We start from the raw sequence: 24,033 nt of genomic DNA on the forward strand, positions 1-24,033 counted from the left end.
CGCATCCATCGATGTGAATCTGCACCTATAACAGATGCGACACGGAGCGCTATCGATGTCCTCTCGCCTTACTTGCCGGTTTCTTGCCCCCTCTTGCACGCTGTCACTGCTCACCGCCGCCCTTCTGATGGCCGGCACCGCGCCGCTCGCCCTGGCCGCCACCACCGTGCAACCCGCTGCACGCAACATGGGCGACTACAGCTTTGCCATCGCCCGGCAGCCACTGGTCTCGGCGCTGAATGCATTCACCGCGGTCACCGGCTGGCAGGTCGGGATGCCCGCGGAACTGGCCGCAGGCGTCGCCTCGCCAGGGGTGAACGGCTCGCTGTCACCTGAAAAAGCCCTGGAGCGCCTGTTGGTGGGGACCAACCTGAGCTACCGCAAGCTGGGCGACAACAGCATCGTCCTGGAAAAACGCAGTGCCGGCAGCGCGCTGGAGTTGCAACAGGTGACCATCAGCGCCACCCGCCAGGAACAGGACATCACCAGCGTACCGAGTACGGTCACGGTCCACGACCGCCAGGAACTGGACCGCAACAACGTCAATACCCTCAAGGACCTGGTGCGCTATGAGCCGGGCGTATCGGTGGGCGGCGCGGGCCAGCGCGGCGGTATCAGCGGCTACAACATCCGCGGCATCGACGGCAACCGGATCCTGACCCAGGTCGACGGTGTGGAAATTCCCGGCGGCTTCTTCAACGGGCCTTACGCCAAGACCCAGCGCAACTACGTCGACCCGGAAATCATCAAGCGCGTGGAAATCCTCCGCGGTCCGGCCTCGGTGCTGTACGGCAGCAATGCCATTGGCGGTGCCGTCAGCTACTTCACTCTGGATCCGGACGACATCATCAAGCCGGGCGAGGACGTTGGCGCCCGCCTGAAGACCGGCTACAGCTCCGCCGACGAGAGCTGGCTCAAGTCCGCCACCGTCGCCGGTCGCAGCGGGCAGTTCGACGGCCTGTTGCACTACAGCCAACGCGACGGTCATGAAACCGAATCCTACGGCAGCCACAACGGCACCGGCCTGGACCGCACCGCGGCCAACCCGGAAGACGTGCGCGCCAACAACGTGCTAGCCAAGCTCGGCTGGAACTACAGCGACGACGCACACCTTGGCCTGGTCTACGAGAAATACAAGGACGACCGCGACACCGACCTGAAAAGCGCCTATGGCGGCCCCTACTCCAACGGCCAGCCGGCGATCCCGAACTTTGTGCTGCCCGGCGGCATGTACCAGTGGCGCACCGGCAACGACACCATCACCCGCGAGCGTTTCGGCCTGGAGCACAGTTTCGCCCTCGACAGCCTGCTGGCCGATCACGTCAAGTGGAGCCTGAATCACCAGGTCGCCAAGACCGATGAGAGCACCGCCGAGTTCTACTTCCCCATCACCCGCCAGGTCCTGCGCACCCGGGAGACCCTCTACGAAGAGAAACAGTGGGTCTTCGACGCGCAACTGGACAAGGCCTTCCGCGTCGCCGACACCGATCACGCGCTGACTTACGGCACCACCCTCAAGCAGCAGAAAGTCACCGGCTCGCGCAGCGGCAATGGCGTGTGCCTGGCGGTCGGCGTGGGTTGCTCCGCCGTGGGTGCCATCAGTACCCGGGACGTCCTGGAAAAGGTCAGTGACTTCCCGGACCCGACCATCAACACCTACAGCCTGTTCGCCCAGGACCAGATCAGTTGGGACCGCTGGACCTTCACGCCAGGCCTGCGCTACGACTACACCCGGCTCAAGCCGCACCTGACCGAGGAGTTCCTCAACACCGTAGACCCTACCGGCGGCGGTACAGTCAGCGACAAGAACAAGACCTGGCATCGCGTCTCACCGAAGTTCGGCCTGACCTATGCCTTGAGCGATGAGTACACCGGGTACGGCCAGTACGCCGAAGGTTTCCGCACACCGACCGCCAAGGCCCTGTACGGTCGTTTCGACAACCCCGACGTCGGCTACAGCGTAGAACCCAACCCCGATCTGGAGCCGGAAAAAAGCAAGAGCTACGAGACCGGCCTGCGCGGTCGTTTCGATTCCGGTTCGTTCGACGTGGCGGTGTTCTACAACAAGTACCGCGACTTCATCAACGAGGACGCCATCACCCCCGGCGCCGACCAGTTGACCTTCCAGAGCAACAACATCAAGCACGCCACCATCAAGGGCGCCGAAGTCAAGGGACGCCTGGACCTGGACGTGTTTGGTGCACCGAAGGGCTTGTACACCCAAGGCTCGGTGGCCTACGCGTACGGTCGCAACGACGACACTGGCGAGCCGCTCAACAGCGTCAACCCGCTGACCGGCGTATTCGGCCTGGGCTACGACCAGGACCGCTACGGCACCTTGCTCAGTTGGACCCTGGTCAAGAAAAAGGACCGCGTCGACGACAGCAACTTCAACTCGCCCGATGGCGTGAGCAGCCAGTTCAAGACGCCAGGCTTCGGCATCCTCGACCTGAGCGGTTTCTACAAGGTGACCGACGACGTCACCGTCAGCGGCGGCCTCTACAACCTCACCGACAAGCAGTACTGGCTCTGGGATGACGTGCGCGGCTACGACAGCGTCGGCGAGGCGGCGGTGCTGAGCCCCGCCAACCTCGATCGCCTGACGGCGCCCGGGCGTAACTTCGCGGTGAACCTGATCTGGGATATCTGACTCGGTTGCCCAGGCCAAACAAATACCCGTGACGAGGAGAGTCATGTGGGAGCAAGGCTTGCCCGCGATGAAGGCGATGCGGTCTTTCAGAGATCGAGGCGCCTGTTTCGCGAGCAAGCTTTGCTCCCACAGCCCCTTGCCACACTGTTCCAACTCGAAGGAATTGTTCATGACCACACAACGCCCCACTTCTCGCTCCCAACGCCTGAACCAGATCACCCACGAGCCCCACAGCCGGCTCGACGCGCTGGTCAAGGCCCACGCCCCATTCGAAACCCCGGCCAGCTTCGCCCGTTTCGTCGTCGCCCAGTACCTGTTCCAGTCGGAACTGGTGGCTCTGTACAACGACGCCGAACTGTCCGCCCTGATCCCCGACCTTCCGGCCCGATGCAGGGCGGAAGCGGCCAAGGCGGACCTTGCCGACCTGGACACCGAAGTCCCTGCGCCAGTGGCCGGCTCGGTGAAAAACCCGACCCAGGCTGAGGCCTTGGGCTGGCTGTTCGTCTCCGAGGGCTCCAAGCTCGGCGCCGCGTTCCTGATCAAGCGCGCCGTGGGCCTGGGGTTGAGCGAAACCTTCGGCGCCCGGCACCTGGCAGAACCTGCCGGTGGGCGCGCCGAAGGTTGGAAATCCTTCACCCGCACCCTCGACGGCCTGGCCTTTACCGAACAGCAGGAAGCCGAGGCGGACAAAGGCGCGCTGGATGCCTTCAACCGCTTTACGGTGCTGTTGGAACAGGCTTACGCGACCGAGCTGGCCTGAAAATCACCGCTATCCCCTGTGGGAGCGGGCTTGCTCGCGAAGGCGGTGTGTCAGCCAACATAATCGTTAACTGATGCACCGCCTTCGCGAGCAAGCCCGCTCCCACAGTTGAACTTAGTGACCTTCAAAGGATATTGGAATAATCCGCTTCGATCCGGTCCAGGCTCAGGTGGTTCAGGAAGTTGGAGAAACACATCCAGGCCGACAGGGCGTTCATGTCGCGAAACTGCTCGGGCAGGTACTTGGGTGGTACGACCAGGCCTTCGTCCACCAGTTGCCGCAACGTGCGCATGTCCTCGAGGGTGGTCTTGCCGCAGAACAGCAGCGGCACCTGTTCCAGCTTGCCCTTGCGCACGGCCAACTGAATGTAGTTGTAAACCATGATGAAGCCTTTGAGGTAGGACAAGTCTTTGGTGAATGGCAGACCCGTCGGCACCGACCCTCGGAAAACCCGACTGGCGTTGCCGTAGCTTTCGGCCATTTCAAAACCCTGCTCGCGGAAGAACTCGAAGACCTGCAGGAAATCGGCGCCCTCCTCCACCATGTGAATGGCCCGGGTGCGGTTGGTCAGTTTGCGCAGGCGACTCGGGTAGGAGGCGAAGGTGATGATTTCCATCAGGATCGCCAGGCCTTCCTGGGTCACGGTGGACGAGGGCGGGCCCTTGGACAGGAAGGTGCAGATCGGCTGGTTCAAGCCATTGAGGGTGGTGCCGACGTGCACCAGCCCTTCGTGGACTTCCAGCGCTCGCACGTCGCGCTCGTTGAACATCGCATCGGTGCGGATCTTGATGTAGTCCGCACCCGCCGCTGCGTCGGCCACAATGCCATCGGACTCGAACACCCGGATAGTTTCCTCGGCTTCGCCAAACACCCGGTTGAGGCGGTGCTGCAGCAGGCTGACGGCTTCCTTGGCGCTGAGGACTTTGGGCTCGTCCTTGAGGTCGCCACGGCCATCGATGTTGTTCAGGTAATCGGAGAGCATCAGGCCCAGGTCGGCCAGGGTCGGGTCGCCGGCGTGGAAGGCATCGGAGGCGGCGCCATAGAGCTCCTGGGAGATCAGCCCGAAATCCTCGGTGCCACGCGCTTCGAGCATGCGCACCACCATGCGGTATTCCTTGCACATGCGGCGCATGATCTGGCCGACCGGGTTGAACTGCCCCAGTTGGCGGGTGATGTCACGCTCGATGTTCTGGAACTCCAGCTTCACCTTGCTGGAATCGAAGGACAGTGGCCGGTTGAGGTAATAGTCGCGATCCACCGCAGGCATTTCCTTGCCCTTGGCCTTGAGAAACCCCTTGCGGATGCTCTCGTCCCACTTCACCGCGTCGAGGATGCGAATCGGCGTTTGCGCCAGCACAATGCGATCGGACAAGGTGCGTATCGTCTGCTGGTAATCGTCCACCCGGAACTCCTGTGAAAAAACGTCCGCTTGTTGCTGTTATTGGGATTTGACCAGACGCTGGTAGCGCACGGCCTCCGAGAACACGTCGGAATTGGCCGGGTCGTCGAGGTAACCGAAAACCTTGTTCATGTCGCTGTCCACCAGCACGCCGTCACCTTCCTCGCTCTGGTTCGGTTGGCCGCTGAGGATCTTCTGGCCGATGGCCTGGTTGATCTGCTCCAGGTCCAGGTTGTAAACCACCAGCTCCTGCTTGTCGGTCAACTCGAAACCGGCGATCAGATAATGGCCGCCAAACCGGGCCGGCACCTTGGCCGACACGTACCAGCGGCTGCCATGACGGGACACCGTCAGGGGAATGGCTTCGCGCTCATGGGGCCTGGCCCTGAAGTAGCTGATGGCCTGGTAGCGGTGCTTGCCGACCTGCGTCAGCTCCAGGTTCAACGGTTCACCCCAGGCATTGGTGCTGGTCCAGTCACCGAGCAGGCCCGCGGGCGCGGCTTCGCTGTCAGGCAACGGTGCCTTGAACGACACCAGGCAACCACTGAGCAGCAGCAACGACACGGCCAGTACAACGGCACGCCAGGCTTTCATTTGAACTCCCTATGGCACGGCACCTTGTCCTTACATGTGAGAGCAGGTGTGTGTGGGAGCAAAGCTTGCTCGCGATGAAAACACCTCGGCCTATCGAGGGACCGCGTTATCGTTCATCGCGAGCAAGCTTTGCTCCCACCTAGCCTACTCCCACAAGGGGTTACACCGACGCCAGTACCAGGTGCATGTAGCGGGTCAGGATGCCGAGCATATCTTCATCGGCTACCGGCTCGGCGCCATTGAGCAAGCCCTGATATTCCATCCGACCGATAATCGCCGTCAACACTTTGGCATCCTGTTGCGGCTCACGGGAGCCCAATACCTGGAAAAACTGACAGGTGCCGTGCAGCAAAATCTGCTGGTGGGAACGCACCAATACCGCCAGGCGCGGGTTGAGCAGCGCTTCCTGGCGAAAGGCCTGTTCGGCCATCAGGTACTCACGGCGACTGTCCAATTGGTGTTGCACGTAGTCGGCGGTCATCCGGGCAATGTCGTCCGCCAGTTGCGAGCGCGATTGGGCGCTGCCGTCCCCATAGGCGACCATTTCCCGCAGCAGGCCTTCGTTGTTGGTCCACAGCTTGGCCATGAACGCCGCGCTGCGTTCCACATACTGGGCGAAGGTATCGGTGAGCAAGTCATCGATGTCCTTGAAATAATACGTGGTGGCCGACAGCGGCACGCCGGCTTCGGCGGCCACGGCGCGGTGACGTACCGCGCGCACGCCATCACGCACCACAATGCGCATGGCCGCGTCGAGAATCTCCTGGCGACGCTGCTCGCTGCCCTGTCGGCTGGCCTTGCGGCCCTGGTACTGAACACTTTCAGCGACAGCCGTGGCGACGCCCGCTGCACCTTCTGAAGCCATTGCACGATTCACGACAGGTCTTCCTCGCTCTTTGAAAAAGTAACCAATTGATACGCTTGTACCAGACAGGCAATAAAAAGCCGCCCTTCCAGGCGGCTTTTTAGTTGAAGCACTTACGCTTGTGGCCGCATGTGCGGGAAGAGAATCACGTCCCGGATCGACGGTGAGTTGGTCAACAACATCACCAGGCGATCGATGCCGATACCTTCACCAGCGGTCGGCGGCATGCCGTATTCCAGGGCACGCACGAAGTCGGCATCGTAGTGCATGGCTTCGTCGTCGCCGGCGTCCTTGTCAGCCACCTGGGCCATGAAACGCTCGGCCTGGTCTTCTGCATCGTTGAGCTCGGAATAGGCGTTGGCGATTTCACGGCCACCGATGAACAGCTCGAAACGGTCGGTCACGCTTGGGTTCTCGTCGTTGCGACGGGCCAGCGGCGACACTTCGAACGGGTACTGGGTGATGAAGTGCGGCTGTTCCAGCTTGTGCTCGACCAGCTCTTCGAAAATCATCACTTGCAGCTTGCCCAGGCCTTCGAAGCCGAGCACCTTGGCACCGGCCTTCTTGGCGATGGCGCGAGCCTTTTCGATGTCGTTCAGGTCATCGGCCGTCAGTTCAGGGTTGTACTTGAGGATCGAGTCGAACACCGACAGGCGCACGAACGGCTCGCCGAAGTGGAACACCTTGTCGCCGTACGGCACGTCGGTCGTCCCGAGAACCAGCTGCGCCAGTTCGCGGAACAGTTCCTCGGTCAGGTCCATGTTGTCTTCGTAGTCGGCGTAGGCCTGGTAGAACTCGAGCATGGTGAACTCGGGGTTGTGCCGGGTCGAAACGCCTTCGTTACGGAAGTTGCGGTTGATCTCGAAGACTTTTTCGAAGCCACCCACAACCAGACGCTTGAGGTACAGCTCCGGCGCGATACGCAGGAACATTTCCATGTCCAGGGCGTTGTGGTGGGTTTCGAACGGCTTGGCCGCCGCACCGCCGGGGATGGTCTGCAACATCGGCGTCTCGACTTCCAGGAAGTCACGCTTCATCAGGAAGCTGCGGATGTGGGCGATGACTTGCGAGCGCACGCGGAACGTCTGGCGCACGTCTTCGTTGACGATCAGGTCGACGTAGCGCTGGCGATAGCGCTGCTCGGTGTCGGTCAGGCCGTGGTGCTTGTCCGGCAGCGGGCGCAGGGACTTGGTCAGCAGGCGCACGCTGGTCATCTCGACGTACAGGTCGCCCTTGCCGGAACGGGCCAGGGTGCCTTCGGCGGCAATGATGTCGCCCAGGTCCCAGGTCTTGACGGCGGCCAGGGTTTCTTCCGGCAGGGTCTTGCGGTTGACGTAGACCTGGAGGCGCCCGGTCATGTCCTGGATCACCATGAACGAACCACGATCGAGCACGATACGACCGGCCACCTTGACTGGAATAGCCGCCTCGGCCAGCTCTTCCTTGGTCTTGTCCGCATACTGCTTCTGCAAGACGTCGCAGTAGGCGTCGCGGCGGAAGTCGTTGGGGAAGGCCTGGCCCTTGGCGCGCTCGGCAGCAAGCTTTTCCTTGCGCAGGGCGATCAGGGAGTTTTCTTCCTGTTGCAGGGCTTGCGGGTCGAGTTCTAGGTCGCTCATGTCTTTAAGGATTCCATCACAGGTTCGTTGCCCCCGGCCCCGGGCCGGAGTTTGCGGGCGAGTCATGCTCCCTGATGGAAGCGTGCCTGCCCGCCGCATGGGTGTCGCGTTACAGCCCTTGTTTGAGGCTGGCGATCAGGTATTCATCGATATCGCCATCGAGCACCTTGTCGCAATCGCTGCGTTCGATGCTGGTCCGCAGATCCTTGATCCGCGAGGCATCGAGCACGTACGAACGGATCTGGTGACCCCAGCCGATGTCCGACTTGGTGTCTTCCAGCGCCTGGGACGCCGCGTTGCGCTTCTGCACTTCCTGCTCGTACAGGCGAGCCCGGAGCATCTTCATCGCGGTGTCTTTGTTGGCGTGCTGGGAACGCTCGTTCTGGCAACTGACCACGGTGTTGGTCGGTACGTGGGTAATCCGTACGGCCGAGTCGGTGGTGTTAACGTGCTGACCACCGGCCCCGGAGGAACGGTAGGTGTCGATGCGCAAGTCCGCCGGGTTGATCTCGATCTCGATGTTGTCATCGATTTCCGGCGAGACGAATACGGCCGAGAACGAGGTGTGGCGGCGGTTGCCGGAGTCGAACGGGCTCTTGCGCACCAGGCGGTGCACGCCGATCTCGGTCCGCAGCCAGCCAAAGGCGTATTCGCCCTTGATGTGCACGGTGGCGCCCTTGATCCCGGCGACTTCACCGGCCGACAGTTCCATGATGGTGGCGTCGAAACCGCGTTTGTCAGCCCAGCGCAGGTACATGCGCAGCAGGATGTTGGCCCAGTCCTGGGCCTCGGTGCCGCCGGAACCGGCCTGGATGTCCAGGTAGGCGTTGTTCATGTCCATCTCGCCGCTGAACATGCGACGGAATTCCAGCTTGGCGAGGTTCTCGTCCAGCCGTGTCAGCTCGGCGACGACATCGCCGACTGCACCTTCATCGTTCTCTTCGACAGCCATGTCCAGCAGGTCGCGGCAATCGGCCAGGCCGCTGGACAACTCGTCCAGGGTCTCGACGATCTGCGCCAGCGCAGAACGCTCGCGGCCCAGTTCCTGGGCGTACGAAGGGTTGTTCCAGACATTCGGATCTTCAAGCTCGCGATTGACTTCGGTCAGACGCTCATGCTTTTGATCGTAGTCAAAGATACCCCCGAATAGTTTCGGAGCGCTCGGACAGGTCCTTGATGGTGTTCAGGATCGGGTTGATTTCCATGGCGGGCAGCACTCGTTGGCGAACTTTTGAAAGCCGGCGAGTATAACGTAATCAAGCGCCAGCGGCAGCCCGCCTGGCGGCTTTAGGGGTAATGAGGTTCAGGGATTGATCTGCACAATCCCCCTGTGGCGAGGGGATTTATCCCCGCTGGGCTGCGCAGCAGCCCCAAATACAGTCAACTCAATTTGCCTGACACACCGAGTTGTCGGGCTTTAGGGCTGCTGCGCAGCCCAGCGGGGATAAATCCCCTCGCCACAGGGGGATTGTGCAGATCAATCCCTGAACCTCATTACCCCTAAAGCCGCCAGGCGGGCTGCCGCTGGCGCTTGATTACGTTATACTCGCCGGCTTTCAAAAGTTCGCCAACGAGTGCTGCCCGCCATGGAAATCAACCCGATCCTGAACACCATCAAGGACCTGTCCGAGCGCTCCGAAACTATTCGGGGGTATCTTTGACTACGATCAAAAGCAGGCGCCGCCCGGCGAGGTGCCGGGCAGGACCAGGGCGAACTCCTCGCCGCCGTAGCGGGCCGGCAAGTCGGACGGACGGCTGCACGCCTCGCGGATCGCCGTGGCGACCTTGCGCAGCGCTTCGTCGCCTTCCAAGTGGCCGAAGTTGTCGTTGTAGGACTTGAAGTAGTCCACGTCGATCATCAGCAGCGACAGTTGGCTCTGGTCGCGCATCGCCCTGCGCCATTCCAGCTCCAGGTATTCGTCGAAGTGCCGGCGATTGGACAGGCCGGTCAGGCCGTCGGAGTTCATCAAGCGTTGCAGCACCAGGTTGGTGTCGAGCAGTTGCTGCTGGCTGACTCGCAGCGCCCGATAGGCCGCGTCGCGTTGCAACAGCATCATGTAGGAACGCGAGTGATAGCGGATGCGCGCCACCAGTTCGATGTTGTCCGGCAACTTGACCAGGTAGTCGTTGGCCCCGGCGGCGAACGCCGCGCTCTTGATCAACGGGTCCTCCTTGGTAGACAGGACAATGATCGGGATATCGCGGGTGGCCGGATGGTTACGGTACTCGCGCACCAGGCTCAAGCCATCCAGGCCGGGCATCACCAGGTCCTGGAGAATCACCGTCGGCTTGATGCGAATCGCATGGGCGATGGCCTGGTGAGGATCGGAGCAGAAATGGAAGTCGATGTTGTCTTCGTTCGATAGCCCGCGCCGCACCGCTTCGCCGATCATCGCCTGGTCGTCGACGAGCAAGACCATGGCGGCGTTCTCATCGCGCTTGAATTCGTCGAGCTGCAGATCATTCATGGTGGCTTACCTGAGTACGCCCTGGCGCAAGGCTGGCGGGGTTCATCATGGGGTAAAAATCTCCAACAGCCGTGGCGCGATAGCGTCCAGGGCGAGAATATGGGCGGCGGCGTCGATGGCGGCCGCCGCTTTGGGCATCCCGTACACCGCGCTGCTGCGCTGGTCCTGGGCGATGGTCACATAGCCCTGCTGGCGCATCAGTTTAAGCCCTTGCGCACCGTCGCGGCCCATGCCGGTGAGCAATACACCCACCGCGTCACCGCTCCAGTACTGGGCGACACTTTCAAAAAACACGTCGATGGAAGGCCGGTAGATCTCGTTCACCGGCTCGGCGGTGTAGGCCAGGGTGCCGTCCTTCAACAAGCGCAGATGATGATTGGTCCCGGCCAGCAACACCGTGCCGCTCTGTGGCGTCTCGCCCTGCCGGGCCAGGCGCACCGTGTGGCCCGAGACACTGCCCAGCCACTCCGCCATGCCGGCGGCGAACACCTCGTCCACATGCTGGACCAGCACGATGGCCGGGGTAAAGTCACGCGGCAGCGCCTTGAGCAGCACCTCCAGCGCCGCCGGCCCGCCCGCCGACGACCCGATGGCCACCAGGCTCTTGCGCGACACTGCCGCACGCTGCGCCGCTGGCGGTCGTTCACGCTTGTTGCGCTCACCGATCAACCAGCCGATGTTGGTGATCTTGCGCAGCAGCGGCGCTGCAGCGTCCGCCGGGTTACCGACCCCCAAGGCCGGGGTATCGACCACATCCAGCGCGCCATGGCCCATGGCCTCGAACACCCGGTGGACGTTCTGCTGGCTGTCCCCGGTGACAATCACAATAGCGCATGGGCTGTCGGCCATGATCCGCCGGGTGGCTTCCACGCCATCCATGATCGGCATGAACAAGTCCATGAGGATCAGGTCCGGGGTGTATTCGGCGCAGCGTTGCACCGCCTCGGCGCCGTTGGCGGCCACCCAGACCAGTTGATGCGCCGGCTCGAACGCCAGGGCACGACGCAGGGCCTCGACCGCCAGGGGCATGTCATTGACGATGGCGATCTTCAAGCGCGCGCCCCTCCGATCAATTCAACCACGGCGTCGAGCAGGGCGTCGTCGTGAAAACTCGCCTTGGCCAGATAATAGTCGGCCCCGGCGTCGAGACCACGACGGCGGTCTTCTTCGCGGTCCTTGTAGGACACCACCATCACCGGCAGCGACTGCAAGCGGTTGTCGCGCCGCAACAGCGACACCAGCTCGATGCCGTCCATGCGTGGCATGTCGATGTCGGTGATCAGCAAGTCGAAATCCTCCGAGCGCAATGCATTCCAGCCATCCATGCCATCCACCGCCACCGCCACGTCGTAGCCGCGACCCCGCAACAACTTGCGTTGCAGCTCGCGCACGGTGAGGGAATCGTCCACCACCAGGATCCGCTTGCGCAGGGCCTGGGCCTGGTTCTGTCGGGCGATGCGTTCCAGGCGCCCGGTATCGAGCAACTTGTCCACCGAACGCAGCAGGTCTTCGACATCGACAATCAACACCACCGAGCCATCGTCGAGCAAGGCCCCGGCGGAAATGTCCTGGACCTTGCCCAAGCGTTCGTCCAGAGGCAAAACCACCAGGGTCCGCTCGCCAATGAAGCGCTCCACCGCCACGCCGTAGATCGTCTCGCGCTCGCGGATCACCACGACCTTGAGGGTCTGGCTACTGCCTTGCGTCGCCGGGCGATTGAGCAATTGGCTGGCGGCGACCAAGCCGATATGCCGGCCTTCGTGCCAGAAATGCTGGCGACCTTCGACCTGGACGATGTCTTCCGGCGCCAGGTCGCACATGCGTTCGATGTGGGCCAGGGGAAAGGCGTACGCTTCATCGCCGACTTCCACCACCAGGCTGCGCACCACCGACAGCGTCAGCGGTACCTCGAGGTGAAAGCGACTGCCCTCGCCCGCCGTCTGCTCCAGTACCACCGCACCGCGCAGTTGCCGGACCATGTGCTGGACGGCGTCCAGGCCGACGCCGCGCCCGGACACTTCGGTAACTTTGTCGCGCAGGCTGAAACCGGGCAGGAACAGGAAGGTCAGCAGCTCCTCTTCGCTCAGGCTGGCAGCGGTTTGCTCAGGGGAAAGGCCGCGCTCGACGATACTGCGGCGCACCCGTTCCAGGTCCACCCCGGCGCCATCGTCCGCCAACTCCAACACCAACAGGCCAGCCTGATGGGAAGCCCGCAGGCGGATCAGGCCTTCGGCGGGCTTGCCGGCCAGCATTCGTTGCTCCGGGGTTTCGATGCCATGGTCCACGGCGTTGCGCAGCAAGTGGGTCAGTGGCGCTTCGAGCTTTTCCAGCACATCGCGATCGACCTGGGTTTTCTCGCCTTCAATCTCCAGGCGCACCTGTTTGCCCAGGCTGCGGCCCAGGTCACGGACCATGCGTGTCTGACCCGAAAGCACATCGGCGAACGGGCGCATGCGACAGGCCAGCGCCGTGTCGTACAGCACCTGCGCCCGTTGACTGGCCTGCCAGGCGAACTCATCCAGCTCGGCGGTTTTCTGCGCCAGCCATTGCTGGGTTTCGGCGAGCAAACGGCGGGCATCGCCAAGGGCTTCCTGGGCTTGCAGGCTCAGGGCATGGTCCTTGAGGTGCACGTTCAGCTCTTCAAGGGCGCGCAGGCCGCTGCTTTGCTGGCGCTTGAGGCGTTGCATCGTCGCCAGCCAGGGCTTGAGGCGCTGGGTCTCCACCAGGGATTTGCTCGACAGATCAAGCAAACTGTTGAGGCGTTCGGCCGTGACCCGCAAGACCCGCTCGCCGCCTTCGGTGACCCGTTTGCGCTTGGGGGCCGGCTCAGTTGCCGGGGGCAGTTCCACTTCCGGCAGCTCGACGCGTAGCGGCTCGACCGATGTCTCGACCGGAATCTCGACGCTTGGCAAGACCATTGCCGGGGCCTTTGGCGCGTTGGGATCAAGCAGCCACCCCATCAACCCCACATAGGCGTCGATGTCCGCGGCGACGACGCTGTTGCCCGGGGTGGCGATGCGCGTCAGCAGGTCGGTGCCTTGCAGCAAGGCGTCGATGTGCTCGGCGCCCAACACCAGGCGCCGCTCCTGGGCGCTGACCAGGCAATCCTCCATCACATGGGCCACGCTGACCCCGGCGTCCACCCCGACAATGCGCGCCGCGCCCTTGAGGGAGTGCGCCGCGCGCATGCACGACTCGAGGTATTCGGCCTGGGTCGGATCGCGCTCCAGGGCCAGCAGGCCGGTGCTCAGCACCTGGGTCTGGGCTTCGGCTTCCAGGCTGAACAGTTCCAGCAACGAGGCGTCGCGCATCTGATCTGGGGTCATGACAGGCTCCGGGCCACGGCGGACAGCAGCTGTTCTTCATCCAGCCAGCGCAGGCTGCGGCCCTTGAAGGGCAGCACACCACGGGTGTACTTGCCCGACGATTGCGAAGCGCTCGCCAGGATGCGTTCATCGATGGCGTGGATGCCGTCCACCTCATCCACCGGCACCACCACCGGCCCGCCCTTGGCCGCGACAATCAACATGCGCGGCATCACCCGTGCGCCGGCAACCACCGCCGCGCCGGGCTCCAGGTCCAACAGCTCGACCAGCGACAGGCAGGCCACCAGCGCCCCGCGTACATTCGCCACGCCCAACAAGGCCCGCGAGCGCTGGTGGGGCAAGGAATGGATCGGCTGCAACGGCGCCACTTCCACCAGGCTGCGAGTGGTCAGGCCCAGCCATTCCTCGCCGAGGCGGAACATCAGCAGCGAGCGCGTGACCACATCGGTGTCCACCGGGGCCAGGGACACCTCCCGCTGATCCTGCGGCAAGGCATAACGGTCGAGCAGCCGGGTGGCGGCCGCCGAATACACCGAGCAATTGCGGCAGTGGATATGCTCGACCAACAGCGGACAGGATTTGTCGCCATGCACGCCGATGCGATTCCAGCAGTCGTCGATTGCCTGGGCATCGTCATGGGTGACGGTGTAAGAAGCCGAACCGCTCATCGTTTGTGCTCACTGTCTGCCGCGCGCCCGCTACGGGCGGCGCGTTCCTGCAATCGACGGGCTCCGGCCGCGTCTCCCTGGGAAGCCAGCAGCGCCGCCAGATGCACCAGGGCCTCGGCGTGTTGCGGTTCAAGATAAAGCGCCTTGCGATAAAAACCCTGGGCTTCAAGGGCGCTGCCAGCCATGTCGCTGAGCAGGCCCAACCAATAGAACACCTGGGCGTTTGGCGCGTGGCTGCGCAAGTAGGCTTCGCAAGCCACGCGGGCCTCGGCGCTTTTGCCACCGTTGGCCAGGGCGGCGATATTGGCCAGCAAGGTCGCGGCATCGCTGCTTTTGGGCTCGACAATCGGCGTCACGCTCGCCGCAAACGGCCGCGGCCGAATCACCGGAGGGACAACGCGGGGCGGTGGCTGACGAACCGGCAGCGGGGTCGGCATCAAGGCCGGCAACGGTTGCGGCTCGGGGGCCCCCTGGCGGCTGAAGGCGAACGATTGGGCGATCCCGATCGAGCGCATGCCCAGTCGGCCCAGCAAGCTGCCCTCGGCGGGGCCGATGAACAGCACGCCGTCCTGATGGGTCAGACGCTTGAGCACCTCGAACACCTGCTGTTGGGTCGGCTGGTCGAAATAGATCAACAGGTTGCGACAGAACACAAAATCGTAAGGTGCCTCGTTCACCAGCAAAGCCGGATCCAGCAGGTTGCCTACTTGCAAACGCACCTGTTCACGCACCCGCTCGCTGAGGCGATAACCCTCGTCTTCGGCGTCGAAGTACCACTCGCGAAAACCCAGTTCCGCGCCACGGAAGGAATTCCTGCCGTAGCGCGCTTCCTTGGCCCGCGCCACCGACAGCGGGCTGACGTCCAGGCCGTCTACCTTGAACTGATGCGGTCCCAGGCCTGCGTCGAGCAAGGCCATGGCAATCGAATAAGGTTCTTCGCCAGTGGAACACGGCAGGCTGAGGATGCGCAGCGCGCGCAGGTGCTTGATCTCGGCCAGGCGCTTGACGGCCAGCCTGGCGAGGGTCGCGAAGGATTCCGGGTAGCGGAAGAACCAGGTCTCCGGGACGATCACCGCTTCGATCAGCGCCTGCTGCTCCTGGGCCGAATGCTGCAGGGCCTGCCAATATTCATCGGCGGTTCGCCCGGGCACGGCAATGATGCGCTGGCGCACGGCCCGCTCAATGATCGCGGTGCCGACGGAGGTCACATCCAGGCCGATGCGCTCCTTGAGGAAATCGAAAAAACGCTGGTCGTTGTTCATGGCGTGGCCTCGAGGTCATCGAGGTTCAGCGGCGGCGCAGGAAACAGCAGCGCCCGAACGGATTCATCGAGCAGGTCATTGACCCGCACCCATTGCAGCAACCCCAGGGCATCTTCACGGACAGGGCCGAGGTACGGCGCCTGCCGGTTGTCCAGGCCATAGGGTTTGAAATCGGCCGGGGCGCAGCGCACGGTGTCGGTCGCCTGTTCCAGGATCAACCCCAGCACTTGTCCCATTTGTTGTGCGTCGCCCTGATAGCGCACCAGCACCAATCGCGTACTGGTCCGGGCCTCGGCGCTCTGGCCGAAGGTCAGGGCGCACAGGTCGATCACCGGCACCACCGTGCCGCGCCAGGCAAACACCCCCGCCACCCAGGACGGCGCCCGGGCAATCGGCTTGAGAGGCAGGCGCGGCAGCACTTCCACCACATCGATGGCCTGCAGGGCGTAACGTTCGTTGCCGATGCAGAACACCAGGAACAACGACTGGCGGGCCGTCGGTGCGGCGCCACGGCGGGTCTCTAGTTCGCCCATCAGACTTTGAAACGCGAGACGCCGCTGCGCAGCCCTACGGCGACCTGGCTCAGCTCGTCGATGGCGGAACTGGCCTGGCGCAGGGAATCCACGGTCTGGCTGCTGGCATCGCCCAACTGCACCAAGGCGTGGTTGATCTGCTCGGCACCGGTGGCCTGGGCCTGCATGCCTTCGTTGACCATCAACACGCGCGGCGCCAGGGCCTGAACCTGATGGATGATCTGCGACAGTTGCTCACCCACCTGCTGCACTTCGGCCATGCCCCGACGCACTTCTTCGGAGAACTTGTCCATGCCCATCACACCGGCCGATACCGCGGACTGGATCTCGCGCACCATCTGCTCGATGTCATAGGTCGCCACGGCGGTCTGGTCGGCCAGGCGCCGTACTTCCGTGGCAACCACGGCGAAACCGCGCCCGTACTCACCGGCCTTCTCAGCCTCGATGGCGGCGTTGAGGGACAACAGGTTGGTCTGGTCGGCCACTTTGACGATGGTCACCACCACCTGGTTGATGTTGCCGGCCTTCTCGTTGAGGATCGCCAGCTTGGCGTTCACCAGGTCGGCGGCGCCCATCACCGAATGCATGGTTTCCTCCATGCGCGCCAGGCCTTGCTGGCCGGAGCCGGCGGCCACCGAAGCCTGGTCGGCGGCGGTGGACACTTCGGTCATGGTGCGCACCAGGTCCCGGGAAGTGGCGGCGATTTCCCGGGAGGTCGCGCCGATCTCGGTGGTGGTGGCGGCGGTTTCGGTGGCCGTGGCCTGCTGCTGGCGCGAGGTGGCGGCGATCTCGGTGACCGAGGTGGTGACCTGCACGGAGGAGCGCTGGGCCTGGGACACCAGCGAGGTCAGTTCGGCCATCATGTCGTTGAAGCCGGTTTCCACCGCACCGAATTCGTCCTTGCGCGCCAGGTTCAGGCGTCCGCTCAGGTCGCCGCTGCGCATGATCTCGAGAATCTCGACGATACGGTTCATCGGCCCCATGATCGCCCGCATCAACAACAACCCGCACAGCACGGCGATGATCAGCGCGACCAGGAACGACAGGCCCATGGCGATCTTGGCCGCGGTGACCGCATCGCCGATGGTCAGGGTGGCGTTTTCCGCCAGCTCACGATTGCGCTCGATGATCTGGTTCAAATGCCCGCGGCCGCCGATCCATTCTGGCGTCAGCTCTTTGTCCAAGGCCTGCCGCGCACCTTCGTAGTCCTTGCGCTGGTACAAGTCCAGGACCTTTGCCATGGCCTGGTTGAACGCCAGGTGATTGGCCTCGAACTCGTCGAAAGAGGCCTGGTCGGCGGGGTTCTGGATCAGTTTTTGATAGTTCTGTATTTCTTCGCGCAGGTGCTGCTCGAAGCCCTGGTAGCGGGCCTTGTCCTGGGCGGTGATTTCCCGGTTGCCCGAAAGGCCGACGATTTGTTGGGTCAAGACGTAGCTGTCGACCCAGCCGCCGCGAATCATGGAACTGAAATATACCCCCGGCACCGCATCGGTCCGGACCTTTTCTCCGCTGTCCTGGATCTTCAACAACCGTGAATACGAGACAACCACCATCAACAGCATGATGGCGATGATCACCGCAAAACTCGCCAGGATGCGTTGGCGCAATGTCCAATTCTTCACAGTAAAACCTCGGGCACTTGAAATGTTGGGCAGTATAGCCGAGGGCGGCGCCGGGCCAGTATGGCGGTGTGAGGGGATTTGACCTGTGGGAGCGAGCCTGCTCGCGATAGCGGTGCATCAGTCAAAAACACTGTGACTGACCGGGCCCCATCGCGAGCAGGCTCGCTCCCACAGGGAAATGGGTTGGACACAAGACCGCCAAACACCACAAAACCACTGTGGGAGCGGGCTTGCTCGCGAAAACGGTGCATCAGTCGACATTTCCATTGACTGACACACCGCCTTCGCGAGCAAGCCCGCTCCCACAGGGGAATGAGTTGGGACTGATCTATACAGTCGCCTGGCGTACCTGTTTCTCCAACTCCACCTTCAACCCTGGCTCCAGTTTGAGTTGGCGCGCCAGTTCGTCGAGGTAGGACTTCTCCATGAAGTTTTCCTCGTCCACCAGCATCACGCTGGCGATGTACATTTCTGCCGCCATTTCCGGGGTGCTGGCGGCGCGGGCGACGTCGGTGGGGTCCAGGGGCTTGTTGAGCTCGGCGTGCAGCCAGTGTTGCAGTTCCTGGTCGTTGTCGAGCTTGGTGAACTCGCCTTCGATCAACTGCCGTTCACGCTCATCCACGTGACCATCGGCCTTGGCCGCCGCCACCAGCGCCTTGAGGATCGCCTGGCTATGCTGCTCGACCTGCGCCGCAGGCACGCGGTCGAGGGTCTGCGGTTCGGTTTTCGGTGCGTTGCCCTGTTGGGCCTGCCAGTTGCCATAGGCTTTGTAGGCGATCACGCCCAAGGCAGCCAGGCCACCATAGGCCAGGGCCTTGCCGCCGAAGCTGCGGGCTTTCTTGTTGCCCAGCAACAGGCCCATGGCCCCGGCGGCCAGTGCCCCGCCGCCCGCGCCGGAAAGCATCCCGCCCAAGTTGCCGGAGCCACCGAGCAACCCGCCCAGACCGCCGGACGACTTGCCTTGGGAACCGCCAGCCTTGTTCTGCAACATTTCCTGGCCGGATTTGAGAAGCTGATCGAGCAATCCACGGGTGTTCATTTGTCGTCTCCACATTTCGGGTCAACGTAAGGCCCCCAGCCTAGATCGAAAGTGCCCCGGCGCCTCCGGCGAGATTGCTTCCAGATGTTGCCTGGCTCATTCAAAGACGCGCTCACCTACCTTTCTAAAAAAACGATATACACTCCAGCACATCGATAAAATCGCCCACTGGGTATTCGACCATGATGACCCTGCGTCAGATCCGTCATTTCATCGCCGTGGCTGAAACCGGCTCCATCTCCGCCGCTGCGCAAACGGCATTCATTTCCCAGTCCACCCTGACCCTGGCCATCCAGCAGTTGGAACAGGAAATCGGCGTCAGCCTGTTCAACCGCCACGCCAAAGGCATGACCCTGACCCACCAGGGCCATCAATTCCTGCGCCAGGCCCATCTGATCCTGGCCACCGTCGACAACGCCAAGCGCAGCCTGCAGCAAAGCACCGACCAGGTCGCCGGCCAAGTCACCATCGGCGTCACCAGCCTGGTCGCCGGTTATTACCTGGCGGACCTGCTGACCCGCTTCCAGCGCGCCTATCCCAACGTGGAAATCCGCGTGATGGAAGACGAACGCCCGTACATCGAGCATTTGCTGGTCAGCGGCGAAATCGACGTCGGGGTGTTGATCCTGTCCAACCTGGAAGACCGCCACGCCTTGCAGACCGAAGTCCTGACGCATTCGCCCCACCGCTTGTGGCTGCCGGCGCAGCACCCGCTGCTGGAGCACGACAGCATCAACCTGGCCGACGTGGCCCGCGAGCCGCTGATCCAACTGAACGTCGATGAAATGGACCGTAACGCCCAGCGCCTGTGGCGCGGTGCCGGCCTGCAACCGAAGATCACCCTGCGTACGGCCTCGACCGAAGCGGTGCGCAGCCTGGTGGCAGCGGGGCTGGGCGTATCGATCCAACCGGACATGACCTACCGCCCCTGGTCGCTGGAAGGCGACATCATCGAAGCGCGACCGATTGCCGACCTCAACCAGACCCTCGACGTCGGCCTGGCCTGGCGCCGAGGCACGGCGCGACCGGCGTCGGTCGACCCGTTCCTGGCCGTCGCCCGGGAACAACCCCATGGCGGGCGCAAGCCATCTATTTAATCGAACTCAGCCTTGAGTATTTCGAATTTGTTGTCCTCGGATCTGAGCACTAATCTGACTACGCTACCCGTTCCTGTGGGAGCCGAGCTTGCTCGCGATAGCGGTGGGTCAGGCAACATTGATTCAACTGACAGACCGCTATCGCGAGCAAGCTCGCTCCCACAGGTTCTGTGTTTCAACCGATATAAAAAGAGAAGGCGAACATGGCTGGTACGCAAACCCCGTTGTGCACCGCGTTGCTGATCGACGGGGAGCTGGTTCCCGGTGCAGGCATCGTCGAGCCGATCCTCAACCCGGCCACCGGTGAAGTGCTGGCTCACATCGCCGAGGCCAGTACCGAGCAGGTCGAAGCCGCGATCCTCGCCGCCCATCAGGCCTTCGACGGCTGGTCACGCACCACGCCGCAACAACGCTCGAACCTGCTGCTGGACATCGCCAGCGCCATCGAAAAGAACGCCGATGAGCTGGCCCGCCTCGAATCCCTGAACTGCGGGAAGCCGCTGCACCTGGCGCGCCAGGACGACCTCAGTGCGACGGTGGATGTATTCCGTTTCTTCGCCGGCGCCGTGCGCTGCCAGACCGGCCAGCTCAGTGGCGAATACTTGCCCGGCTACACCAGCATGGTGCGGCGCGACCCGATTGGCGTGGTGGCGTCCATTGCACCGTGGAATTACCCGATCATGATGGCCGCGTGGAAAATCGCCCCGGCCCTGGCCGCCGGCAATACGTTGGTGTTCAAGCCATCGGAGCACACGCCGCTGTCGATCCTCGCCCTGGCGCCGACACTGGCCCAGATCCTGCCACGAGGCGTCATCAACATCCTCTGCGGGGGCGGCGAAGGTGTCGGCAGCCATCTGGTCAGCCATCCCAAGGTGCGCATGGTCTCGCTGACCGGCGATATCGTCACCGGGCAGAAGATCCTCCAGGCAGCAGCGAAAACCCTCAAGCGCACGCACCTGGAGCTGGGCGGCAAGGCGCCAGTGATCGTGTGCAACGATGCCGACATCCAGGCCGTGGTCGAAGGCGTGCGCACCTACGGCTATTACAACGCTGGGCAGGATTGCACGGCGGCGTGTCGGATCTACGCCCAAGGCGCAATTCACGACCGTCTGGTGGCCGAACTCGGCGCGGCCGTCAGCAGCCTGCGCTTTGCCGGCAAGCGCGACGCCGACAATGAGATCGGCCCGCTGATCAGCACCCGTCAGCGCGACCGCGTGGCCAGTTTTGTCGAGCGCGCCCTCGGCCAACCACACATCGAACGCATTACCGGCGCGGCGGTGCATTCCGGCGCCGGTTTCTACTACCAGCCCACGCTGCTGGCCGGCTGCAAGCAAAGCGACGAAATCGTCCAGCGCGAAGTGTTCGGCCCGGTCGTCACCGTGACCCGCTTCGACGAACTCAGCCAGGCGGTGGACTGGGCCAACGACTCCGAATACGGCCTGGCGTCCTCGGTATGGACGCAGAACCTGGACAAGGCCATGCAGGTGGCGGCGCGCCTGCAATACGGCTGCACCTGGATCAACAGCCATTTCATGCTGGTCAGCGAAATGCCCCACGGCGGCCTGAAACGTTCGGGCTACGGCAAAGACCTGTCCAGCGATTCGCTCCAGGACTACAGCGTGGTGCGCCACATCATGGCCCGCCACGGCCAGCATCTGTAGATAACAGCACTACTCTAATAACAGGCCATCCATGGCGCTTCACCCTGTTCGAACACTGCCCCGACCATAATTAAAGCAAGAGGGATTTCCATGTACGCGCACAAGACCGTATTGCTCAGCGCAATCACCACGGCGCTGCTGACCAGCGTCAGCCTCCAGGCCGCCGAACCACTCAAGGCCGTTGGCGCCGGCGAAGGCCAACTGGATATCGTCGCCTGGCCGGGTTACATCGAACGCGGCGAAAGCGACAAGGCCTACGATTGGGTCACCGGTTTCGAGAAGGAAACCGGTTGCAAGGTCAATGTAAAAACCGCCGCCACCTCTGACGAAATGGTCAGCCTGATGACCAAGGGTGGCTACGACCTGGTCACCGCCTCGGGCGACGCCTCGTTGCGGCTGATTGCCGGCAAGCGTGTGCAGCCGATCAACACCGCACTGATCAGCAACTGGAAAAACCTCGACCCGCGCCTCAAGGATGCGCCGTGGTACGTGGTCAACCAGCAGACCTACGGCACCCCGTACCAGTGGGGCCCGAACGTGCTGATGTACAACACCGAGGTGTTCAAGCAGGCGCCCACCAGTTGGAGCGTGCTGTTCAGCGCCCAGGACTTGCCCGACGGCAAGCCGAACAAGGGGCGCGTGCAAGCCTACGATGGCCCGATCTACATCGCCGACGCGGCGCTGTACCTCAAGACCGCCAAGCCTGAGCTGGGCATCAAGGACCCGTACCAACTCGACGAAACCCAGTACAAGGCCGTGCTGGAAGTGCTACGGGCCCAGCAGCCGTTGATCCACCGCTACTGGCACGACACCACCGTGCAGATGAGCGACTTCAAGAACGAAGGCGTGGTGGCGTCCGGCGCCTGGCCGTATCAGGTCAACGGCTTGATGAACGAAAAACAACCGATCGCCTCGACCATTCCGAAAGAAGGCGCCACCGGCTGGGCCGACACCACGATGTTGCACGCCGAGGCCAAGCACCCCAACTGCGCGTACAAATGGATGGACTGGTCGCTGCAACCGAAAGTCCAGGGTGACGTCGCCGCGTGGTTCGGCTCGTTGCCAGCGGTGCCGGCGGCGTGCAAGGGCAGCGAGCTGCTGGGCGCCGAGGGCTGCAAGACCAACGGTTTCGATCAGTTCGACAAGATCGCCTTCTGGAAAACCCCACAGGCCGAGGGCGGCAAGTTCGTGCCGTACAGCCGCTGGACCCAGGACTACATTGCGATCATGGGTGGGCGTTAAACCCAATCAGTCGGTGTAGTTCACTGTGTGAGAGTAAGGCTTGCCCGCGATGAAGATAATGCGGTCTCCCGGGGAACCGAGGCGCCTGTATCGCGAGCAAGCTTTGCTCCCACAGCACTGCTCCCACAGGTTTGGTGCACGGCAACTCACCCCCGATCCAACAGCAGTCGCGCTTTTTTGGAGCCCCGCACCATGACGCTTGCAGTCCAATTCACCCAGGTATCCCGTCAATTTGGCGAAGTGAAAGCCGTTGACCGGGTGTGCATCGACATCCAGGACGGCGAGTTCTTTTCGATGCTGGGCCCCTCCGGCTCAGGCAAGACCACCTGCCTGAGACTGATCGCCGGGTTCGAACAACCCAGTGCCGGCTCGATCCGCATCCACGGCGAAGAGGCCACCGGGCTTGCGCCGTACCAACGGGACGTCAACACGGTGTTCCAGGATTACGCCCTCTTCCCTCATATGAACGTGCGCGACAACGTGGCCTACGGCCTGAAAGTCAAAGGCGTCGCCAAGGCCGAGCGCATCAAGCGCGCTGACGAAGCGCTGGAGATGGTTGCCCTGGGCGGCTACGGCGAACGCAAGCCGGTGCAGCTCTCCGGCGGCCAGCGTCAACGGGTGGCCCTGGCCCGCGCGTTGGTCAATCGCCCGCGAGTGTTGCTGCTCGATGAACCTTTGGGCGCCCTCGACCTGAAGCTGCGTGAACAGATGCAGGGCGAATTGAAGAAGCTGCAACGCCAGCTGGGCATCACCTTCATTTTCGTCACCCACGACCAGACCGAGGCGCTGTCGATGTCCGACCGCGTCGCGGTGTTCAACAAGGGCCGCATCGAACAGGTCGACACCCCACGCAACCTGTACATGAAACCGGCGACCACCTTCGTCGCCGAATTCGTCGGCACCTCCAACGTGATCCGTGGCGAACTGGCCCGGGAACTGAGCGGTTATCCACAGCCGTTCTCGATTCGCCCGGAACACGTGCGTTTCGCCGAGGGCCCGTTGGCCAGTGGCGAAATCGAAGTCCACGGCCTGCTGCACGACATCCAGTACCAGGGCAGCGCCACGCGCTACGAGTTGAAACTTGCCAACGGCCAGACCCTGAACCTCAGCCAGGCCAATACCCAGTGGCTCGACAACACGGCCCAGCACCAGACCGGCCAGCACCTGAGCGTACGCTGGGCGCGGGAGGCGATGGTCGCGCTGCACGACACCGTCAGTGGCGAGGTGTGAG

Annotated in this window: 18 protein-coding genes and 2 pseudogenes; 7 read left to right on the forward strand and 13 right to left on the reverse strand. The window is 63.0% G+C overall.

What is annotated here, in order from left to right; translation table 11 throughout:
• The first annotated feature begins 55 nt into the window (after positions 1-55).
• Together CFII68_RS07115 and CFII68_RS07110 are read left to right on the forward strand one after the other, a co-directional pair.
• Positions 56-2,650 (forward strand): TonB-dependent receptor, encoded by a 2,595-nt coding sequence (locus tag CFII68_RS07115; RefSeq protein WP_033062802.1) that lies wholly within the window; start codon positions 56-58, stop codon positions 2,648-2,650.
• 169 nt (positions 2,651-2,819) lie between these two features.
• Complete coding sequence (locus CFII68_RS07110; RefSeq protein WP_018611046.1) at positions 2,820-3,410, forward strand: biliverdin-producing heme oxygenase; 591 nt, start codon at positions 2,820-2,822, stop codon at positions 3,408-3,410.
• A gap of 124 nt (positions 3,411-3,534) precedes the next feature.
• Here the strand turns inward: CFII68_RS07110 and CFII68_RS07105 are convergent, their stop codons facing one another.
• From CFII68_RS07105 to prfB, 5 genes are all read right to left on the reverse strand, one after another.
• Positions 3,535-4,812 (reverse strand): flavohemoglobin expression-modulating QEGLA motif protein, encoded by a 1,278-nt coding sequence (locus CFII68_RS07105; RefSeq protein ID WP_014336757.1) that lies wholly within the window; start codon positions 4,810-4,812, stop codon positions 3,535-3,537.
• 36 nt (positions 4,813-4,848) lie between these two features.
• Positions 4,849-5,403 carry a hypothetical protein gene (locus CFII68_RS07100; protein WP_018611048.1) on the reverse strand — a complete coding sequence of 185 codons (555 nt, stop codon included), beginning with the start codon at positions 5,401-5,403 and terminating at the stop codon, positions 4,849-4,851.
• A gap of 160 nt (positions 5,404-5,563) precedes the next feature.
• Entirely contained in the window at positions 5,564-6,280 is a 717-nt protein-coding gene (locus tag CFII68_RS07095; RefSeq protein WP_003198153.1) for a TetR/AcrR family transcriptional regulator, read from the reverse strand.
• Between the two features lie 101 nt (positions 6,281-6,381).
• Positions 6,382-7,884 carry a lysine--tRNA ligase gene (lysS, locus tag CFII68_RS07090; RefSeq protein ID WP_003198151.1) on the reverse strand — a complete coding sequence of 501 codons (1,503 nt, stop codon included), beginning with the start codon at positions 7,882-7,884 and terminating at the stop codon, positions 6,382-6,384.
• 109 nt (positions 7,885-7,993) lie between these two features.
• A protein-coding gene (prfB, locus tag CFII68_RS27570; RefSeq protein WP_095963568.1) for a peptide chain release factor 2 occupies positions 7,994-9,089 on the reverse strand; the annotation gives its coding sequence in 2 pieces (ribosomal slippage) (positions 7,994-9,016 and positions 9,018-9,089; 1,095 coding nt in all).
• A gap of 381 nt (positions 9,090-9,470) precedes the next feature.
• Here prfB and CFII68_RS27975 point away from each other — a divergent pair.
• Positions 9,471-9,558 (forward strand): annotated as a pseudogene (locus CFII68_RS27975) (hypothetical protein); the annotation flags it as partial.
• 2 nt (positions 9,559-9,560) lie between these two features.
• On the opposite strand, the pseudogene CFII68_RS07080 reads toward CFII68_RS27975, so the two are convergent.
• From CFII68_RS07080 to CFII68_RS07045, 8 genes and pseudogenes are all read right to left on the reverse strand, one after another.
• Positions 9,561-10,352, reverse strand: a pseudogene (locus tag CFII68_RS07080) (diguanylate cyclase domain-containing protein); the annotation flags it as partial.
• A gap of 45 nt (positions 10,353-10,397) precedes the next feature.
• Positions 10,398-11,405, reverse strand: coding sequence for a chemotaxis response regulator protein-glutamate methylesterase (locus CFII68_RS07075; protein ID WP_018611056.1), 1,008 nt, complete (start codon positions 11,403-11,405; stop codon positions 10,398-10,400).
• Positions 11,402-13,678 (reverse strand): hybrid sensor histidine kinase/response regulator, encoded by a 2,277-nt coding sequence (locus tag CFII68_RS07070; RefSeq protein ID WP_018611058.1) that lies wholly within the window; start codon positions 13,676-13,678, stop codon positions 11,402-11,404. Before CFII68_RS07070 ends, CFII68_RS07075 begins: the two co-directional genes overlap by 4 nt.
• Complete coding sequence (locus CFII68_RS07065) at positions 13,675-14,346, reverse strand: chemotaxis protein CheW (RefSeq protein ID WP_018611061.1); 672 nt, start codon at positions 14,344-14,346, stop codon at positions 13,675-13,677. The genes CFII68_RS07070 and CFII68_RS07065 overlap by 4 nt, the downstream gene beginning before the upstream one ends.
• On the reverse strand, positions 14,343-15,608 hold the full coding sequence (locus CFII68_RS07060; protein ID WP_018611063.1) for a protein-glutamate O-methyltransferase CheR: 1,266 nt from the start codon (positions 15,606-15,608) through the stop codon (positions 14,343-14,345). The genes CFII68_RS07065 and CFII68_RS07060 overlap by 4 nt, the downstream gene beginning before the upstream one ends.
• The gene (locus tag CFII68_RS07055) at positions 15,605-16,141 is read right to left on the reverse strand and encodes a chemotaxis protein CheW (RefSeq protein ID WP_018611065.1); all 537 of its coding nucleotides are present in this window, start codon (positions 16,139-16,141) and stop codon (positions 15,605-15,607) included. Before CFII68_RS07055 ends, CFII68_RS07060 begins: the two co-directional genes overlap by 4 nt.
• Positions 16,141-17,763 (reverse strand): methyl-accepting chemotaxis protein, encoded by a 1,623-nt coding sequence (locus CFII68_RS07050; protein ID WP_018611067.1) that lies wholly within the window; start codon positions 17,761-17,763, stop codon positions 16,141-16,143. The genes CFII68_RS07055 and CFII68_RS07050 overlap by 1 nt, the downstream gene beginning before the upstream one ends.
• A gap of 328 nt (positions 17,764-18,091) precedes the next feature.
• Complete coding sequence (locus tag CFII68_RS07045) at positions 18,092-18,802, reverse strand: tellurite resistance TerB family protein (protein ID WP_018611069.1); 711 nt, start codon at positions 18,800-18,802, stop codon at positions 18,092-18,094.
• A 182-nt stretch (positions 18,803-18,984) separates the two neighbouring features.
• On the opposite strand from CFII68_RS07045, the gene CFII68_RS07040 reads away from it, so the two are divergent.
• The 4 genes from CFII68_RS07040 to CFII68_RS07025 all read left to right on the forward strand — a co-directional run bounded on the left by CFII68_RS07040 (position 18,985) and on the right by CFII68_RS07025 (position 24,032).
• Positions 18,985-19,899, forward strand: coding sequence for a LysR family transcriptional regulator (locus tag CFII68_RS07040; protein ID WP_018611075.1), 915 nt, complete (start codon positions 18,985-18,987; stop codon positions 19,897-19,899).
• A 203-nt stretch (positions 19,900-20,102) separates the two neighbouring features.
• Complete coding sequence (locus CFII68_RS07035; protein WP_024616775.1) at positions 20,103-21,560, forward strand: gamma-aminobutyraldehyde dehydrogenase; 1,458 nt, start codon at positions 20,103-20,105, stop codon at positions 21,558-21,560.
• Positions 21,561-21,650: 90 nt separating this feature from the next.
• Positions 21,651-22,802 (forward strand): putative ABC transporter substrate-binding protein YdcS, encoded by a 1,152-nt coding sequence (ydcS, locus tag CFII68_RS07030; protein ID WP_018611078.1) that lies wholly within the window; start codon positions 21,651-21,653, stop codon positions 22,800-22,802.
• Between the two features lie 192 nt (positions 22,803-22,994).
• Positions 22,995-24,032 (forward strand): ABC transporter ATP-binding protein, encoded by a 1,038-nt coding sequence (locus tag CFII68_RS07025; RefSeq protein WP_018611080.1) that lies wholly within the window; start codon positions 22,995-22,997, stop codon positions 24,030-24,032.
• The last annotated feature ends 1 nt before the right edge of the window (position 24,033 follow it).

Origin of the sequence: Pseudomonas sp. CFII68 (assembly GCF_000416195.1) — a bacterium.
Lineage (GTDB): Bacteria > Pseudomonadota > Gammaproteobacteria > Pseudomonadales > Pseudomonadaceae > Aquipseudomonas > Aquipseudomonas kilonensis.